Origin of the sequence: Pseudomonas sp. Leaf434, from assembly GCF_001425545.1 — a bacterium.
Lineage (GTDB): Bacteria > Pseudomonadota > Gammaproteobacteria > Pseudomonadales > Pseudomonadaceae > Aquipseudomonas > Aquipseudomonas siliginis.
The window spans coordinates 527,999-543,666 of record NZ_LMQZ01000007.1 but is presented as its reverse complement, the minus strand read 5'-3'; the positions used below and the strand labels follow the sequence as shown (position 1 = coordinate 543,666).

Here is a 15,668-nt window from a genome sequence, read left to right as displayed (position 1 = left end):
CCGTCGGGCAAAAAAAATGGCCCTGCCCTGTGGGGCATGACCATTGTTTATTGCTGGTGGAAAACAATTGAAACTTCAATCGGACTTACAACCGCTCAAACTTTCCCAAAGCCGAATATTGAATGAGCGGAGGGTTTTTCAGGACAGCGGTTTTTCACCATACCAACGCGGCGTGTAAACCCACTCACCGCCTCCGGCACGGGCGAAGGTGCAGGTGGTCGAAGAACCGATCAGCACCATGGTGCGCATGTCCACCTGTTCCGGTGTCAATGCGCCCAGGGTCGTGGTGCGCAGCGTCTGCCCCGGCCGGCCGATGTCCCGGCCGAGCACCACCGGTGTTTCAGGCGAGCGGTGCTGCGCAACGATCTCCAGCGCCCGGCCCAGTTGCCACGGGCGCGCCCGGGAAATCGGGTTGTAGAACGCCAGGGCCAGATCCGCTTGGGCGGCCAGATCCAGACGTTTCTCGATGATCGCCCAGGGCTTGAGGTTGTCCGACAGCGACATCACACAGAAGTCGTGGCCCAGCGGCGCACCGGCCTGAGCCGCAGTGGCCAGCGAGGCGGAGACGCCGGGGAGGATTTCCAGATCAACGCTGTGCCACGCCGAGTCATCCGATTCGTGCAGGGCTTCGAGCACCGCAGCGGCCATGGCGAATACGCCCGGGTCGCCCGAGGAAACCACGATCACCGAGCGGCCTTCAGCGGCGAGCCTGAAGGCATGGCGGGCACGCTGCATTTCTTCACGATTGTCGGTGCAGTGCTGCACCTGATCGTCGCGGAACGGGCCGGCCATGCGCACGTAGGTTTCGTAGCCCAGCACATCGGTGGCGCGGGCCAGTTCGGTTTTCACCGCTGGCACCATCAGTTCGGCGGCGCCGGGGCCAAGACCAATGACCGCGAGGCGACCGCGCGGGCGGCCGATCTGCGCGACGTCCAGCGGTTGCTCGGCAATCGCGATCGCCAGATGTTCTGCGCTGATCACCTTCGCCGCAGGCACTGCCACACGGGCCAACGTCTGAAGATCGCTTTGTGCTGCCACGAAGCGCAGTGGCACGCCCAACTCGAGCGCAGCCTCGCGCAAACTCGATGAGGCCATTTCAGCCTCTGCTGCCACCAGACACGCCAGTGCCGGCACGGCGACACTGGCCTGTTGCAACGCAGCGCGAACGGCGTTCGGCAGATCTGCCACGTCAGCGCTCACTGCCACCGCCACACTGCGCGGGTAAATCAGCAATTCATCGGCGCTGGCCACCCGCTGCACACTGCTCACATGAATCGACCGCTGCGCCTGCGGATCCTGCGGCAACTGCGTCTGATCGAGCCATGGCGCCGCGCCTTCGATGCGCACGCTGTGCCCGGCGAGCAGGTCGGAAACGAAGCGTTTGCCCGATTCCAGATCCGCCAGTGCGTAGCCGCTTGGCGGATTGAGCAGGCAGGTACCAAAGCGCAATTCGCCGCTGGTGGTGATCGCCGGCGCCACTTGCAACGCCGCCGCGATCTCCCGGGCCATGACGTTGACCCCGCCGAGTCCACCCAGCAATGGCACCACCGCGCTGCCGTCTTCGGCCACCGCCAGCACCGCCGGTTCGGCGCCTTTCTCCAGCAACAGCGGCGCCAAGGTGCGAATGACAATCCCCGCCGCGCACAGGGCAATGATCGGCGTGTCCTGTTGATACAACGCGCGCAGGGTCGCGCCGAATTCCTGATAGCTGCTGTCGGCGCCTTCAACCCGTCCGGCAAGGCCATAGATTTGCGCCGCCGGGTAGACCTGCTGAATGCGCCGCGCCGTCGCGAGGCTGCCCTGGCCGAGAATGACGATGGCGGGAGTCGTTTGGCTCATCAACCTTGCCACCGTTCGCCCGGGACGATGATCAGCGAGAAGTACGGCGAGGACATCGGCTCGACCTGATCCATCGGCACGATCTTCTGGTTGGCCATGGTCGCGCGCTCGACATACAACGCACGCTCGGCGAGGCCGAGTTCTTCCAGCACCTGACGGACCTTGGGAAAGTTGCGCCCCAGTTTCATGATCACCGCCGCATCGGCATCGGCCAGACGCCGTTTCAGTTCTTCGTGGGGCAGCACGCCGGAAAGCACCGACAGGCTCTGATTGCGATACACCAGCGGCGCGCCGAGCACCGAAGCGCCGCCGAGCATCGAGCACACGCCGGGCACGACTTCGGCCTCGTAACGGCTGGCGAGACGATCATGCAAATACATGTAGGAGCCGTAGAAGAACGGGTCGCCTTCGCAGATCACCGCTACGTCGCGGCCGGCGTCCAGATGCTCGGCGACCGCCACAGCGGCTTCGTCGTAGAAATCGCTGATGACCTGCTCATACGACAGCGGCGCCGGCAACGCCTCGGTGGTCACCGGATAGACCAGCGGCAGCAGGTTCTGCGCCTCGACCAGATGCGCCTCGATGATGCCGAACGCATTGCCCTTCTTGCCCTTGGCCACGAAATACGCGACCACCGGTGATTCGCGCAGCAGGCGCAAGGCTTTGACAGTGATCAGTTCCGGATCACCGGGGCCGACACCGAGGCCGATCAGACGTCCTTTGGCCTGCATCATTCGATCTCCGTGGCGAGGGCATTGACGGCGGCGGCGGCCATGGCGCTGCCGCCCAGCCGGCCTTGCATGATCACGAACGGCACGCCGCGACTGTCGGCGGCCAGCGCCGCTTTCGATTCGGCAGCGCCGACGAAGCCGACCGGGAAGCCAAGGATCAGTGCCGGTTTCGGCGCGCCGGCGTCGAGCATTTCCAGCAAGTAGAACAGCGCGGTCGGTGCGTTGCCGATCACCACCACACTGCCTTCGAGGTGCGGGCGCCACAGTTCCAGCGCGGCAGCCGAGCGGGTGTTGCCCAACTCGCGGGCGAGCTCCGGCACGCTGTCGTCGCGCAAAGTGCAGATCACTTGGTTATTGGCCGGCAGGCGCGTGCGGGTCACGCCTTCGGAGACCATCCGCGCGTCGCAGAGAATCGGCGCACCGGCCGCCAGTGCATCGCGCCCGGCCTTGCCCGCGCCCTCGGAGAATTGCAGACCGTCGATGGCCTCGACCATGCCGCAGGCGTGGATCACTCGCACCGCAAGTTTTTCCAGATCGGCGGGAATGCGCGCCAGATTGGCCTCGCGGCGAATGATCGCGAAGGAGTTGCGATAGATCTCCTGACCGTCGCGGATGTAATCAAGCATCAAGGGGGCTCCGGGAGCGGGCGTCGAGCAGGGTCGCGGCCGCTTCAATAGTAAGATTGCAGGCGTGCAGCGTGCCGAATCCGGGCTGTGCTGCATCGCGAAAATAGAGGTCGTAATGACCGGGGGCAACGGCCAGCAGCGTGGCTGGCGCGCAGTGGGCGGCGGCGCAGGAGCGCGAGCAACCCGACAGGTGCACGCTGAGGCCTGCGGGCAGCAGAGGTGCAAGTTGCCGGGCATCCTGTTTGGTGTCGGCAAGGCCTTTGCCGCAGCCATCGGCGCCGGTGCAGGCGATCAGGCGAGCCAGTGGCTCGGCCTCGGTCGTCAACAGGCCCAACGCCCGCAACTGCTCAAGCACGTTGTCGGTATCAGTGGCTTTCACGTTCGGCAGCAGCAGGCTCTGCCACGGCGTGAAGCGCAGACTGCCATCGCCAAATTGACGGGCCAGTTGTGCCGCGCCCCGCAGCATCGCCGGATCAAGTCGGCCCAGTGGCGGCACCGCGCCGACGTAGCAGAGACCTTGCGTGTTTTGCTGATGAGCGCCGATGTGCAGCGCGTCTGCCGACGTCGGGCGCTGCCAATTGCTGATCGCCTTGAGCGATACGCGCTCGCGCAACGACTCAAGGAACGCGAGCCTGGGCAACTCGTCGAGCAGATGGCGCATCCGTGTTTGCTCTGGCCGGGCCAGGTCGAGGAACAACTCCAGCGCGGCGACCACCAGTGCGTGAGCATTGTCCAGGCTCACAGCGCCGAGCGGGCGATCGGTCGGGCAACCGACCAGACCGAATGCCCAGAGGATTTCGCCGTCACGTTCGAACGCCGACAGCCACAGATCATGCGGATGTTCGAGCATCACCAGCGCTTCGCCACCATCGAGTTGCACGGCGAACTTGGCGCTCAACTCATGGAAACGTGGATGGCATTGCAGCGTGTCGAGGATTTGCCCGGCGAGCGGGCGTGTATCGATACGCATCTGCCGATCGATGCCGGCGGCCGGGCTGAGCATCAGATTGCGCACATCGTCGCCGGCGGCGTGCTTCGGCCCAAGGCCGGCGGCCAGCAAACACTGGATCAGCGCTGCCGATTGCGCACCGATGCCGCGAATCTGCAGGTTGCCGCGATTGGTCGCTTCGATCGCACCGCTCGCAAACGCTTCGGCGGCAGCGGCCACCGCATCGGCCTGATCGGCACTGATCGAACCGCCATCAAGCTTGATCCGACAGATACCGCCGTCCAGTGCCTGGACGATACGCAGCAACCCCGGGCAGGCCGAGGGGCGTAAGGCAGTGGACATCGGGCGTTCGTTCAAGGGGCTGACCGGTTGTGTGGCAGAAGCGCTTCGCGGGCGAAGGCGCAGTATTATGCCTGCTTTGCCCACCGGTATGAAAAGTCTGCCCTCTGTCTCGACCGGTGGGGCAGGCAGGCTTCAGTTGTTGCCTCTGCCGCGCTCTCAGGTCAGGGCGATAATCTGCTTTTCACGCCGCTCACCCAATAACGCAATAATCCTGGCTCTCGAGAAACAGTAATCATCGGCATCTATAAGAGCCTTGTAGCAATCAACAGCAAGGTTGCCCACTATCTGCTCGGCATTGAAGCGTCGCTCAAGCACATTGCCCGGAACAGGCTCTTTGACGGCAAACGAAATGACGACCATCGTAATCGTTGATTCCGCAGATACGCTGCCAAGCATGAAGCGAATCGACTTGCCCTCTTGCAGAATATTTCGCTGAAGCAACTCAAGGGCAGCACCGTTGCTCTCCAGTTGCGAGGTCAGATTGGCAATTACCTGTTGGTTCAAAACTGCCGACGCCCAACCTTGCAAGAGTTCTTGAGTCAACTCCAGCAAAGTAAAAGTATCGGGCGTTGTGACAGGCGCGCTGATAACCGGATCGTCAAAAAACAAAGCACCGGTGACTTTCAAAGCCGTTTTATTGGCATCATTCCATGCCTCGTATTCAACAGCATCGGGAACTTTATGCGAGGCGACCGTTTGTGAATAAAGCAGCGCATCGAGACTGTCGTCAATGTCAGATGCCGTCAGCTCTTTACTCACCAGCACTAATGCCCCTGCGCATACGAAAACCTTCGAAATCGCGAACATTTGCATCTCCCACAAAAAAACCAGAGGCTTGCGCCTCTGGCATTAATCACTTTCAGACCGATTGGCCAAATTCGTAGCTGAGCGCTTTCTCACGTTGCTCCGTCAGAGCCTTGACAATCAATGGTTCTACCATTGCATAGTCTTCCTCATCCATATACATCGTGGCACCGGCGTTATAAATCTCCACAGCAGATGTTGCCCATTCTACAAACAGTACTTTGGTAGGTTGAGCCGAAGCCAGATATTGCACAGCAGCGATTGCCAGGGTGATACCACCCTCATCATCCTGCGAAGCCGCACTCATGCAAAAGTTGCCACCTTCGGCTTTCTTCGAGTTGTTCTCGAACAGCGTCAGGGCCTGTGGTTCATTTTTCAGCGCATCCATGGTCGCATCTGCCACAGAGGACAATACTTTAAGGGCTGCCTGGCCCTGTCCTACTGCTGCACCAACAGCGGTATGCAGAACAGACAGGACAATATTATCCATGGTCAATTTTTGCGAAGTAGCGGTATATCGATTATAAGGCTGGCTGAAAGCAAACCAGCCAGCCAGTTTCATCAATCGCATAAACTCGTTATAGCGCTGTTCTTTTTGGTTGGACGCCGGATATTTGAGCAAGGCAACCAGATCAGCGTACATGTAGGTGTTTTTAACGATTCGCTTGCTGCGCTTGGACATGCTTGCATCAAAGCCTGCAATACCCGAGCCCATGATTGCAGCATTCAGTTCATCTTTATCAACCGGCAAGCTACTGCCAACACTTGCCGAACGCGAGCGCAGCACTGGCTGCGCAGCGATAAACTCATTGGTTTGTGCAATCAAACTAAACCGCTCAACAGCGGAGATTACATCTTTATTCAGCTCAGTCATAAATGAATTCCTTTCATGATTAAAACACCGACTTGGTGTGGAAAACAAACTAACCACAGCACCGGAGTTAATCAAATCGAAAATCCATGCATTTAATTTCAGACCGTCATACAAACCATCAAACAAAGCTGTACAACTAATATCAAGCGCCCCGAGCCAACTCAATTTCACGCGTGCGCATATCAAGCACTGCAGCAGCCAACTGAAGCCGATTTTCATTTATCGCGGCAGACCTGATCAAAAAGCGCCTGGAGCGGATATCAAGCTCCGAACCCGTATGCTGAATAGTCCAGAACAAATAGGTAGAGGACCACTTCGCATCAAGCAAGCGAACATTACTGACGACAATCTCCAACTCCCTATTGAAATTGTACTGAGCAGGAGAAAAACGAAAATCGCTCCATTCCCGAGCGCTGCCTCTAAATACGTCTATGGCGTCCGAATGTGTCTCAAGCATATGGAACGCTTCCTTCATTAGCGCGACTTTCTCCCGACTTAGTTGTTGCGACAAGGATCGCGCCCAGACGTCCAGCGCATTGCCGGTAAAGTTCTTGTCAACATGGATTACCGGAGCTTGCTCCAGGCTCCAGCCGACAGACCAGAGCACCCCGGAATAATATTCGAACCAAGCAGCTGGCTCACTGTTTCTGTCATGACGCAAATCGGCTCTGTATTCTGCCCAGCGCATACTGTCTTTGACGAATCGTTTGTCTTCCGCAGTCAACCCGGAAAAGTAGGACAACAGATTATTCCCCATCACCGTCGCACTGCCTTGGTCGGGCAGTGCTGAGATACTGTTCAAAACATCGTTCATTTCAATTATCCATTTGATTATTCAATTTACTAAAAAAGTACCTTCCGGATAGCCACAAGCACTTCCAGCGGAACGCCAATTCAATACTTGCGAAGAACTCGAAAAATCACAAAAGACAATGTAAACATTCAATGTCGGCGCTCCTGAAAAAAGGACAGCAGCCAGTTATCGATTGTCGCGCTATCATGTCGCCCGCTTCGCTGGACGCAGGATCTGGAGTATGAAATGGGCGATTGGCTGACCGTTGTGGGTATTGGTGAAGACGGCTTCAAAGGCCTGGGCAAGAACGCCCGGCGTGCTCTGATGGGCGCCTCGCGGATCGTCGGCGGCCAGCGTCAGCTGGATCTGCTGCCGCCGTGCATCGGCGGCGAGCGGCAATTGTGGCCGAGTCCGTTTTCCCTCGCGCCGGTGCTCGAGTCGCGTGGCGAGCCGGTCTGCGTGCTGGCCAGCGGTGATCCGATGTTCTACGGCGTCGGTGCCAGCCTGGCGCGTCATGTGCCGAGCGCCGAGATGGCGATCATTCCCGCCCCTTCGTCCTGCGCACTGGCCGCGGCGCGCCTGGGCTGGCCGTTGCAGGAGGTGACGATTGTGTCGCTGGTGGCGCGTCCGTTGGCGGCGCTCAATGCGCATCTGTTCAGCGGCGTGCGTCTGTTGTTGCTGAGCAATGACGGCAGCAGCCCGGCCGCCGTTGCGCAATTGCTCTGCGAACGTGGTTTCGGCCCAAGTCGCATGACTGTTCTGGAGCATTTGGGCGGCGACGCCGAACGGCGTATCGAGCGCCGCGCCAGTGACTGGGAAAATGCGCCGATTGCCGATCTCAACGTTATCGCTGTCGAGTGTCTGGCCGAACCCGGTGTTACCGGCCTGTCACGCCTCGCCGGTCTGCCCGATTCGGCGTTCCGTCACGACGGCCAGCTGACCAAGCGCGACGTGCGCGCCATCACCCTCGCCCGCCTGGCGCCGAAGCCCGGCGAACTGCTCTGGGATGTCGGTGCCGGCAGCGGCTCGATCGGCATCGAGTGGATGCGTGCGCACCCGAGCTGTCGTGCCATGGCGGTCGAGGCCGACGAGGGCCGTCAGCAATTGATCGAACACAACCGCGATGCGCTGGGCGTACCCGGCTTGCAGCTGATTCGCGGCAAGGCGCCGCAAGCGCTCAATGGCCTTGAACGTCCGGAAGCGATTTTTATCGGCGGCGGCGTCACCCGTGAGGGTGTATTCGAGACCTGCTGGGACCAGCTCAAGCCCGGCGGCCGTCTGGTGGCCAACGCCGTGACCCTGCAAAGCGAAGTCACCCTGATGCATTGGCGCGAACAATACGGCGGTGAGCTGACGCGCATCCATGTCGCCCAGGCGCAACCGCTCGGCGAGTTCGACACTTGGCGTCAGGCATTGCCGATCACCCTGCTGGAATTGGTCAAACCCCTCGATGCGTGACGAAACCGCCGAACAACCCGCGCCCCTGCGCAGCGGCCTCACCACCGGCAGCTGCGCCACCGCCACCAGCCTCGCCGCCGCGCGCCTGTTGCTCACCGGCATCAGCGCCGACGCGGTGCAGATCACGCTGCCCAAGGGCAAACAGGTGCAGATGCGCCTGGAGTTCTGCCGCTTGAGCGAGGGCGGCGCCGAGGCCGGTACGATCAAGGATGCCGGCGATGACCCTGACGTCACTCACGGCGCCCTGCTCTATTCACAGGTGCGACTGTCCGCCGAACCGGGAATTCGCTTCAACGCCGGTGTCGGCGTCGGCACGGTGACCCGACCCGGTCTGGTATTGGCCGTCGGCGAACCGGCGATCAATCCGGTGCCGCGCAAAATGATCAGCGATCACTTGGCCTTGCTCGCCGCCGAAACCGGTTACGGCGGCGGCTTCGAAGTCACAGTCAATGTCGAGGGCGGCGCAGAACTGGCGCTGAAAACCATGAATCCACGGCTGGGCATTCTTGGCGGCCTGTCGATTCTCGGCACCAGCGGCATCGTCCGGCCATTTTCCTGCGCCGCTTACATCGCCTCGATTCATCAGGGCATCGACGTAGCGAAAACCAATGGTTATCTGCACATCGCCGCGTGCACCGGCAACGCCAGCGAAGACACCATGCGCCGGGTCTATGACCTGCCGGAAATCGCCCTGATCGAGATGGGTGACTTTGTCGGCGCGGTGCTCAAGCATCTGCGCAAAGTACCTGTGGATAAACTCAGCTTGTGCGGCGGCTTCGGCAAAATCAGCAAACTCGCCGCCGGGCATATGGATCTGCACTCACGGCATTCGAGCATCGACTTGCCGCAACTGGCCGAGTGGGCGGCGGCGATTGGCGCGGATGCGGCATTGCAACAGGGCATTCGCGAAGCCAATACCAGCCAACAAGCCTTGGCCATAGCCAGTGCGGCGGGCATCGCTTTAGGGGATGAGGTGTGTCGCCACGCATTGAATTTCGCCCGCAGCGTGGTACCGGCACAGGTCCAGGTCGAGGTGTTTGCCATTGATCGTCAGGGCGGGATTGTCGGGCATGCCGGAGGTTTTGTATGAAGCGGATCTTGTTGCTCGGCGGCGTGACTGAAGCGCTGGCGATTGCCCGCACGCTCGGCCCACAACATATCTACAGCCTCGCTGGCGTTGGCCGGGTGCCGAGCGATTTGCGCTGCCAGGTTCGGGTCGGCGGCTATGGCGGCGCTGAGGGTCTGGCGCAGTTCATCGCCGATGAAGGCGTCGATCTGCTGCTCGACGCCACGCATCCGTACGCCGCACAAATCAGCGCCAACGCCGCCCGCGCGGCACAGCTCGCCGGCATCCCCTGCTGGGCCTTGCGCCGGCCCGCCTGGCAACCGCAAGCAGGCGATGACTGGCGCGAGGTCAGTGACTGGGCCGAACTCATCGCCGCCCTGGAACCGTTCCACCGCCCGTTGTTCACCCTCGGCCGTGAACCGCTGCAACACCTCGACGAAATCCCCGCCCACCAGTTCTGGACCCTGCGCGCCCTCGACGTCTATCCCGGCAACGCGCGCTGCGAAGTGATCGGCGCCCGTGGGCCGTTTCTGCTGGAAGACGAGCGCGCGCTGTTCGAGCGCCGGCAGATCGACGTATTGATCAGCAAGAACAGCGGCAGCAGCGCCACCGAGCCGAAGCTTGAAGTGGCGCGCGAGCGTGGCGTTCCGGTGCTGGTGTTGAAGCGGCCGGGGTTGCCGGGGGTTGATCGGGAGTTTGAATCAGTCGCTGAAGTCCTCGCTGCCCTTTCCCACTGAATCGGCACCGCCCTATGTGGGAGCGAGCCTGCTCGCGAAGACGTCCGCACCGGCAGCCCATCAGTGCCTGACAAATCGCTTTCGCGAGCAGGCTCGCTCCCACAGGAACCGTGGATGTTGCTGATATCTGTGCACACTCACAAAATTTGTGGGAGCGGGCTTGCCCGCGAAGGCGTCAGGTCTGGCACTGCAAATTCAAGTAGCTACACTCCTTTAACAGCTCAATGCGACACCAAACCGCACGACGCTTTTTTACTTATCGGCCCTGATCAGGCTAAATGGGCCGCGCCTGATCGCCCACCCAACGGACCTGTCCCATGAACCGACGCCGGTTAGCATTTGCCTGGATCGCCTGCTTTGCAGTGCTGTTCAACATGCTCGCCATGCCGCTGAGCGGGGCGATGGCGCAGGCGGCCAGTTCACCGGCCGAGCAGATACTGTGGAGCAGTTTCTGCACCGGCAGCGGCATGAAGATGGTGGCGATCGACATCGGTGCCACGGATCAGAAGGCCCCGCAGAACGACAACCATTCGAACATGCAGCACTGCTGGTGTTGCTCAGGTGGGGCGCCATTGCTGGCGCTGCCGGGGCATTCGCCGCAGCTGTATTTCGCGCAATTTGAAAGCAACCGCAGCGTTGCGCCCGTCTCCCTGCAAACCCCGACGCCGCGCCAGCAATGGCCGAGTCTCAATCCCCGTGCCTCCCCTCTGGTCTGATTGGTTCGCGCCCTGAATCCGCGTTTCAAATCGTTCTGGAGAACTGCCATGTTGAAGAAACTCTTCGTCCTCGCTGCGCTGTTGTTGCCGGCGTGCTTTGCCCATGCCCACGAATACAAGGTGGGTGCGCTGGAAATCGCCCATCCGTGGTCGCAGGAACTGCCGCCGAATGCGCCGACCGTCGCCGCCTATTTCATCATTCACAACACCGGCAAAAGCGCCGATCGCCTGCTCAGCGTCGACTCGCCCATCGCTGCACAAGCGCAGTTGCATGAGCACGTCATGCAGGGCGATCTGATGAAGATGCAGCAGGTGCCAAGCGTGCAAATCCCCGCCGGCGGCACCGTGACCTTCGCGCCGATGGCTTATCACGTGATGCTGCTCAACCCGAGCGATCGCAGTCTGCTCAGCGACGGCAAGCGCTTCCCGATGACCCTGCATTTCGAAAAAGCAGGTGACGTCAGCGTTGAAGTTGCCGTGCAGAAGAAACCGCCGGAATCCGCCCAGGGCCACGTGCACGCTCAGTAACTGTTTCGGCTGACTTCGCCCATGCGTCCGTTGCGCGCCAGGCCCGTCCCGCATCACCGTCAGACTCAAGCGCTGACGCGTGGCAGCTGGATCGCCCTGTTCGCCATGTTGATGATCTTCATCGGTCCACTGATTTCTCAGTCGATGCCGATGGATCAGCACGCCTCGACGTCGATGCCAATGAGCATGGACATGTCGATGGACATGCCCGGCATGGATCACAGCGGCCATGACGCCCAGCCTGCTGCCGAGCATTGCCCGCCGCAATCTTCGCATCACGTGCTGTGGGAAAAGTGCGGCTATTGCAGCCTGCTGTTCAATTGCCCGGCGCTGACCGGCGGCGGCGATTTCGTCGCTTTCAACATCCCGCCACCCAACACCTTCACCCCACCCTCCCCGCGTCTGGGCCATGCCCGCCAACCCTTCTTCCCCGGGGCCCGCACCCGCGCCCCGCCCATCGCCGCGTAAACACACACCTCTGATTGCACACGGTTGAGAAGACAGCTCCAGGCTGCCGACCGTGGTGTTTACGACTGTTCGATGGAAATTGTCATGTCCAGGTTTACTGCTGTCCCCTGCGCGGAATCTGCCCGCGCGCACTTTGCCCTGAATGAATCGCCGATTCGTTGCAGGCACGCTATTGCCGTCCTTTGCGGCGTACTGCTGACACCGCTGGCGCTGGCCGACGCTCACGCCGGCCATGAACATGAACTGAGCCCGACGGTGATCACTGCCATCGCTCCAAGCTCACCATTGACGATCGTCACCAACCCCAAGGATCCGCGCCAACCGGTGCCGGCCAGTGACGGCGGCGATTACCTGAAGACCATTCCCGGCTTCGCTCTGGTGCGCAATGGCGGCACCAACGGCGATCCGGTGCTGCGCGGCATGTTCGGTTCGCGGCTGAACATCCTCACCAACGGCAGCATGATGCTCGGCGCTTGCCCTGGACGGATGGACGCGCCGACCTCGTACATCTCGCCGGAAACCTACGACAGCCTCACGGTGATCAAAGGCCCGCAAACCGTCCTGTGGGGTCCGGGCGCATCGGCCGGTACGGTGCTGTTCGACCGTGAGCCGGAGAACTTCGGCGAACTCGGCACGCGCGTCAACGCCAGCCTCCTGGCCGGCTCGCATGGGCGTTTCGACAAGGTTGTCGACGCCGCTGCCGGCGGTCCTCTGGGTTACGTGCGGGTGATCGGCAACACTGCGCATTCCGATGACTATCGCGACGGCAACAACGACATCGTCGCCTCGCGCTACGACAAGTGGAACGGCGATGTCGCACTGGGCTGGACGCCGGATGCCGACACCCTGATCGAACTCACCGCCGGCAAGGGCGATGGCGAGGCGCGGTATGCCGGGCGCGGCATGGACGGTTCGCAATTCCTGCGCGAGAGCCTCGGTCTGCGCTTGGAAAAATCCAACATCAGCGAGGTGCTGGAAAAACTGGAAGCGCAGGTCTACTACAACTACGCCGACCATGTGATGGACAACTACACCCTGCGCACCCCGTCCGGCACCGGCATGATGGCGGGACCGATGGCGTCAAACGTCGACCGTCGTACCCTCGGTGCACGGATCAAAGCAACCTGGCGCTGGGCTGATGTTCAGCTGATCACCGGCCTCGACGCACAGACCAACGAGCACCGTCAGCGCAGCTCAATGGGCATCGATACCTACAAGGACCTGCCATACAGCAAGGACGCCGATTTCCACAATTACGGCGTGTTCAGCGAAATGACCTGGTACGCCGCCGAGCGTGATCGCTTGATCACTGGCGCTCGGGTCGATCGCGCCTCGGCGAAGGATTATCGGCAAACCACAGGGTCGGGGATGATGTCCCGCCCCAACCCGACCGCCGACGACAGCCGCGCCGACACGTTGCCCAGTGGCTTCGTGCGCTATGAACACGATCTGGCCGACAGCCCGACCACGCTTTATGCAGGCCTCGGCCACGCGCAACGCTTCCCGGATTACTGGGAGTTGTTTTCGCCCAAGTCCGGCCCGGCAGGATCGGTCAACGCGTTCGACTCGATCAAACCGGAAAAGACCACGCAGTTCGACTTCGGCGTGAACTACAAGAGCGCCGACCTCGAAGCCTGGGCCTCGGGTTACATCGGTGTGGTACGCGATTACATCCTGTTCGACTACACGCCGGGAATGATGGGCATGAGCACCTCGCGCGCCGAGAACATCGACGCGCGGATCATGGGTGGCGAACTCGGAGCTGCCTACAACCTGACCGACAACTGGAAAGCCGATGCGACCCTGGCCTATGCCTGGGGCAAGAACAGCAGCGACGGCTCGGCATTACCGCAGATGCCGCCGCTGGATGCGCGCTTCGGCCTGACCTACAGCGAGGCCAAGTGGAGCGCCGGCGCATTGTGGCGAGTGGTCGCCGCGCAGCACCGCATCGACGCGAACAAGGGCAACGTGGTCGGCAAGGATTACGCCCAGAGCTCGGGCTTCGGCGTGTTCTCGCTCAACGGCGCGTACCGCATCAACCAGCACTGGAAGGTCAGCAGCGGCGTCGACAACCTGTTCGGCAAAGCCTACGCCGAACACCTGAATCTGGCCGGCAATGCCGGCTTCGGCTATCCGGCCAACGACCCGCAAGCGCTCAATGAACCGGGGCGCACGCTCTGGACCAAAGTGGATATGAGTTTCTGACACCCACCCATGTAGGAGCGAGCCTGCTCGCGAAGACGGCGCCACGGTCGGCATTGATATCGACTGAACAACCGCTTCGCGAGCAGGCTCGCTCCCACATGTAAACAGACAACGAAAAGAACCAAGCCAAGCGGAGCACACGTGATGCAAAAGCCTCAATCCAATTTCTACAACCTGGCCTGGCGCTGGCATTTCTATGCCGGGCTGTTCGTCGCGCCGTTCATGGTGATGCTGGCCCTGACCGGGATCATTTATCTGTTCAAACCGCAGCTCGATTCGCTGATGTACAGCAGCCTGCTCGAAGTACCGGCCGGGCACCACACGGTGCCGGCCGATGACTTGCTGCAACGGGTGAAAAGCGCTTATCCACAAGGCCAGGTCACTCAGTATCTGCCGCCGTTGAATGCTGAGCGCAGCGCGCAATTCGTGGTGAAGAACGCCGGTCATGAACTCAACGTGTTCGTCGATCCGTACCACGGTGACATCCTCGGCGAGCAGGATGCCAAGCAGAACCTGCAAGCCATCGCCCGTGCGATCCACGGCGAATTGATGATCGGCACAGTCGGCGATCGCCTGATCGAAATGGCCGCTGGCTGGGGCGTGGTGCTGGTGGTCTCGGGGCTGTTCCTGTGGTGGCCGCGTGGTCAGGCGGCGGGCATTCTGTGGCCGCGCCTGAGCAGTCGCGGTCGGGTGTTGTGGCGCGACCTGCATGCGGTCACCGGTTTCTGGGGCGCGACATTGTTGCTGGTGATGTTGCTCAGTGGCATGACCTGGACCGGTTTCTGGGGCAAGCAATACGCGCAAGTGTGGAATGTGTTTCCGGCAGCGATGTGGGACAACGTACCGACCTCCGACATCGAGGCACGCAGCCTCAACAGCGCCACCCGCCAGACCGTGCCATGGGCGATGGAAAATACGCCGATGCCGATGTCCGGCGACCACGCCGAACACATGAATCACGGCAATGCCCATGCCGGCCCCGCAGCACCCGCGATCAGCCTGCAGGACGTGCAGAACATCGCCAGTGAACGCAAGGTTGAACCGGGCTACAGCATCACCCTGCCGACCACCGCCACCGGCGTGTTCACCATTGCCGTGTTCGCCGATGACCCACGCAACGACGCCACCCTGCACGTCGATCAGTACACCGGCAAGGTCCTCGCCGATGTCCGCTTCGAGCACTACGGCACCGTCGCGCGCGCCACGGAAATTGGCGTGATGCTGCACGAAGGCAAGATGTTCGGCACCTTCAACCAGATTGTCGTGCTGCTGATCTGCCTGATGATTCTGCTCAGCGCCGTCAGCGGCGTGGTGATCTGGTGGAAGCGTCGGCCTGAAGGCAAATTCGGTGTGCCGCCGCTGCGCCATGACCTGCCGAAGTGGAAAACCGGCGTGGCGATCATGCTGGTGCTGGCGGTGGTGTTTCCGCTGGTGGGGGCGTCGCTGGTGGTGGTCTGGTTGCTCGACCGGTTTCTCGTGCCCCGACTTGGCGAGCGTTCCGCGCAGGTGCAGCGTTGATGTGACGGGCGCGG

15 protein-coding genes are annotated in these 15,668 nt (G+C 61.3%); 8 read left to right on the top strand and 7 right to left on the bottom strand.

Annotated features, from left to right (window positions below; all coding sequences use genetic code 11):
* Positions 1-138 precede the first annotated feature (138 nt).
* The 7 genes from cobJ to ASG55_RS14425 form a co-directional block, all read right to left on the bottom strand.
* Positions 139-1,839 carry a precorrin-3B C(17)-methyltransferase gene (gene cobJ / locus ASG55_RS14455; RefSeq protein ID WP_056787681.1) on the bottom strand — a complete coding sequence of 567 codons (1,701 nt, stop codon included), beginning with the start codon at positions 1,837-1,839 and terminating at the stop codon, positions 139-141.
* A complete protein-coding gene (locus tag ASG55_RS14450; RefSeq protein WP_370695113.1) occupies positions 1,839-2,573 on the bottom strand; it encodes a precorrin-2 C(20)-methyltransferase in 735 nt (244 codons plus the stop codon). Before ASG55_RS14450 ends, cobJ begins: the two co-directional genes overlap by 1 nt.
* Positions 2,570-3,196 carry a precorrin-8X methylmutase gene (locus ASG55_RS14445; protein WP_056787678.1) on the bottom strand — a complete coding sequence of 209 codons (627 nt, stop codon included), beginning with the start codon at positions 3,194-3,196 and terminating at the stop codon, positions 2,570-2,572. The genes ASG55_RS14450 and ASG55_RS14445 overlap by 4 nt, the downstream gene beginning before the upstream one ends.
* Positions 3,189-4,487: a precorrin-3B synthase gene (gene cobG, locus ASG55_RS14440; protein WP_056787676.1), complete on the bottom strand. Its 1,299-nt coding sequence runs from the start codon at positions 4,485-4,487 to the stop codon at positions 3,189-3,191. Before cobG ends, ASG55_RS14445 begins: the two co-directional genes overlap by 8 nt.
* 156 nt (positions 4,488-4,643) lie before the next feature.
* A complete protein-coding gene (locus ASG55_RS14435) occupies positions 4,644-5,294 on the bottom strand; it encodes a hypothetical protein (protein WP_056787673.1) in 651 nt (216 codons plus the stop codon).
* 52 nt (positions 5,295-5,346) lie between these two features.
* Positions 5,347-6,384 carry a hypothetical protein gene (locus ASG55_RS14430; RefSeq protein ID WP_156388193.1) on the bottom strand — a complete coding sequence of 346 codons (1,038 nt, stop codon included), beginning with the start codon at positions 6,382-6,384 and terminating at the stop codon, positions 5,347-5,349.
* Positions 6,308-6,979 carry a hypothetical protein gene (locus tag ASG55_RS14425; RefSeq protein WP_056787668.1) on the bottom strand — a complete coding sequence of 224 codons (672 nt, stop codon included), beginning with the start codon at positions 6,977-6,979 and terminating at the stop codon, positions 6,308-6,310. The genes ASG55_RS14430 and ASG55_RS14425 overlap by 77 nt, the downstream gene beginning before the upstream one ends.
* Before the next feature lie 225 nt (positions 6,980-7,204).
* On the opposite strand from ASG55_RS14425, the gene ASG55_RS14420 reads away from it, so the two are divergent.
* From ASG55_RS14420 to ASG55_RS14385, 8 genes are all read left to right on the top strand, one after another.
* The gene (locus tag ASG55_RS14420) at positions 7,205-8,416 is read left to right on the top strand and encodes a bifunctional cobalt-precorrin-7 (C(5))-methyltransferase/cobalt-precorrin-6B (C(15))-methyltransferase (RefSeq protein WP_056787666.1); all 1,212 of its coding nucleotides are present in this window, start codon (positions 7,205-7,207) and stop codon (positions 8,414-8,416) included.
* Complete coding sequence (locus tag ASG55_RS14415) at positions 8,409-9,506, top strand: cobalt-precorrin-5B (C(1))-methyltransferase (protein WP_056787664.1); 1,098 nt, start codon at positions 8,409-8,411, stop codon at positions 9,504-9,506. Before ASG55_RS14420 ends, ASG55_RS14415 begins: the two co-directional genes overlap by 8 nt.
* Entirely contained in the window at positions 9,503-10,219 is a 717-nt protein-coding gene (locus ASG55_RS14410; RefSeq protein ID WP_056787660.1) for a cobalt-precorrin-6A reductase, read from the top strand. The genes ASG55_RS14415 and ASG55_RS14410 overlap by 4 nt, the downstream gene beginning before the upstream one ends.
* 317 nt (positions 10,220-10,536) lie before the next feature.
* Positions 10,537-10,935, top strand: a complete 399-nt coding sequence (locus ASG55_RS14405; protein ID WP_024011410.1) for a DUF2946 domain-containing protein — start codon at positions 10,537-10,539, stop codon at positions 10,933-10,935.
* Between the two features lie 48 nt (positions 10,936-10,983).
* Positions 10,984-11,463 carry a copper chaperone PCu(A)C gene (locus tag ASG55_RS14400; RefSeq protein ID WP_056787657.1) on the top strand — a complete coding sequence of 160 codons (480 nt, stop codon included), beginning with the start codon at positions 10,984-10,986 and terminating at the stop codon, positions 11,461-11,463.
* Between the two features lie 21 nt (positions 11,464-11,484).
* Entirely contained in the window at positions 11,485-11,931 is a 447-nt protein-coding gene (locus ASG55_RS14395; RefSeq protein WP_056787655.1) for a DUF2946 domain-containing protein, read from the top strand.
* 84 nt (positions 11,932-12,015) lie between these two features.
* Positions 12,016-14,136 carry a TonB-dependent copper receptor gene (locus tag ASG55_RS14390; RefSeq protein ID WP_056787652.1) on the top strand — a complete coding sequence of 707 codons (2,121 nt, stop codon included), beginning with the start codon at positions 12,016-12,018 and terminating at the stop codon, positions 14,134-14,136.
* Between the two features lie 144 nt (positions 14,137-14,280).
* Positions 14,281-15,654, top strand: coding sequence for a PepSY-associated TM helix domain-containing protein (locus ASG55_RS14385; RefSeq protein ID WP_056787649.1), 1,374 nt, complete (start codon positions 14,281-14,283; stop codon positions 15,652-15,654).
* The last annotated feature ends 14 nt before the right edge of the window (positions 15,655-15,668 follow it).

What these genes read in the sequence shown, in the direction of transcription:
- cobJ (WP_056787681.1), bottom strand. Translation starts at nt 1,839, where the DNA reads ATGAGCCAAACGACTCCCGCCATCGTCATTCTCGGCCAGGGCAGCCTC.
- ASG55_RS14450 (WP_370695113.1), bottom strand. Translation starts at nt 2,573, where the DNA reads ATGATGCAGGCCAAAGGACGTCTGATCGGCCTCGGTGTCGGCCCCGGT.
- ASG55_RS14445 (WP_056787678.1), bottom strand. Translation starts at nt 3,196, where the DNA reads ATGCTTGATTACATCCGCGACGGTCAGGAGATCTATCGCAACTCCTTC.
- cobG (WP_056787676.1), bottom strand. Translation starts at nt 4,487, where the DNA reads ATGTCCACTGCCTTACGCCCCTCGGCCTGCCCGGGGTTGCTGCGTATC.
- ASG55_RS14435 (WP_056787673.1), bottom strand. Translation starts at nt 5,294, where the DNA reads ATGTTCGCGATTTCGAAGGTTTTCGTATGCGCAGGGGCATTAGTGCTG.
- ASG55_RS14430 (WP_156388193.1), bottom strand. Translation starts at nt 6,384, where the DNA reads ATGAAAATCGGCTTCAGTTGGCTGCTGCAGTGCTTGATATGCGCACGC.
- ASG55_RS14425 (WP_056787668.1), bottom strand. Translation starts at nt 6,979, where the DNA reads ATGAACGATGTTTTGAACAGTATCTCAGCACTGCCCGACCAAGGCAGT.
- ASG55_RS14420 (WP_056787666.1), top strand. Translation starts at nt 7,205, where the DNA reads ATGGGCGATTGGCTGACCGTTGTGGGTATTGGTGAAGACGGCTTCAAA.
- ASG55_RS14415 (WP_056787664.1), top strand. Translation starts at nt 8,409, where the DNA reads ATGCGTGACGAAACCGCCGAACAACCCGCGCCCCTGCGCAGCGGCCTC.
- ASG55_RS14410 (WP_056787660.1), top strand. Translation starts at nt 9,503, where the DNA reads ATGAAGCGGATCTTGTTGCTCGGCGGCGTGACTGAAGCGCTGGCGATT.
- ASG55_RS14405 (WP_024011410.1), top strand. Translation starts at nt 10,537, where the DNA reads ATGAACCGACGCCGGTTAGCATTTGCCTGGATCGCCTGCTTTGCAGTG.
- ASG55_RS14400 (WP_056787657.1), top strand. Translation starts at nt 10,984, where the DNA reads ATGTTGAAGAAACTCTTCGTCCTCGCTGCGCTGTTGTTGCCGGCGTGC.
- ASG55_RS14395 (WP_056787655.1), top strand. Translation starts at nt 11,485, where the DNA reads ATGCGTCCGTTGCGCGCCAGGCCCGTCCCGCATCACCGTCAGACTCAA.
- ASG55_RS14390 (WP_056787652.1), top strand. Translation starts at nt 12,016, where the DNA reads ATGTCCAGGTTTACTGCTGTCCCCTGCGCGGAATCTGCCCGCGCGCAC.
- ASG55_RS14385 (WP_056787649.1), top strand. Translation starts at nt 14,281, where the DNA reads ATGCAAAAGCCTCAATCCAATTTCTACAACCTGGCCTGGCGCTGGCAT.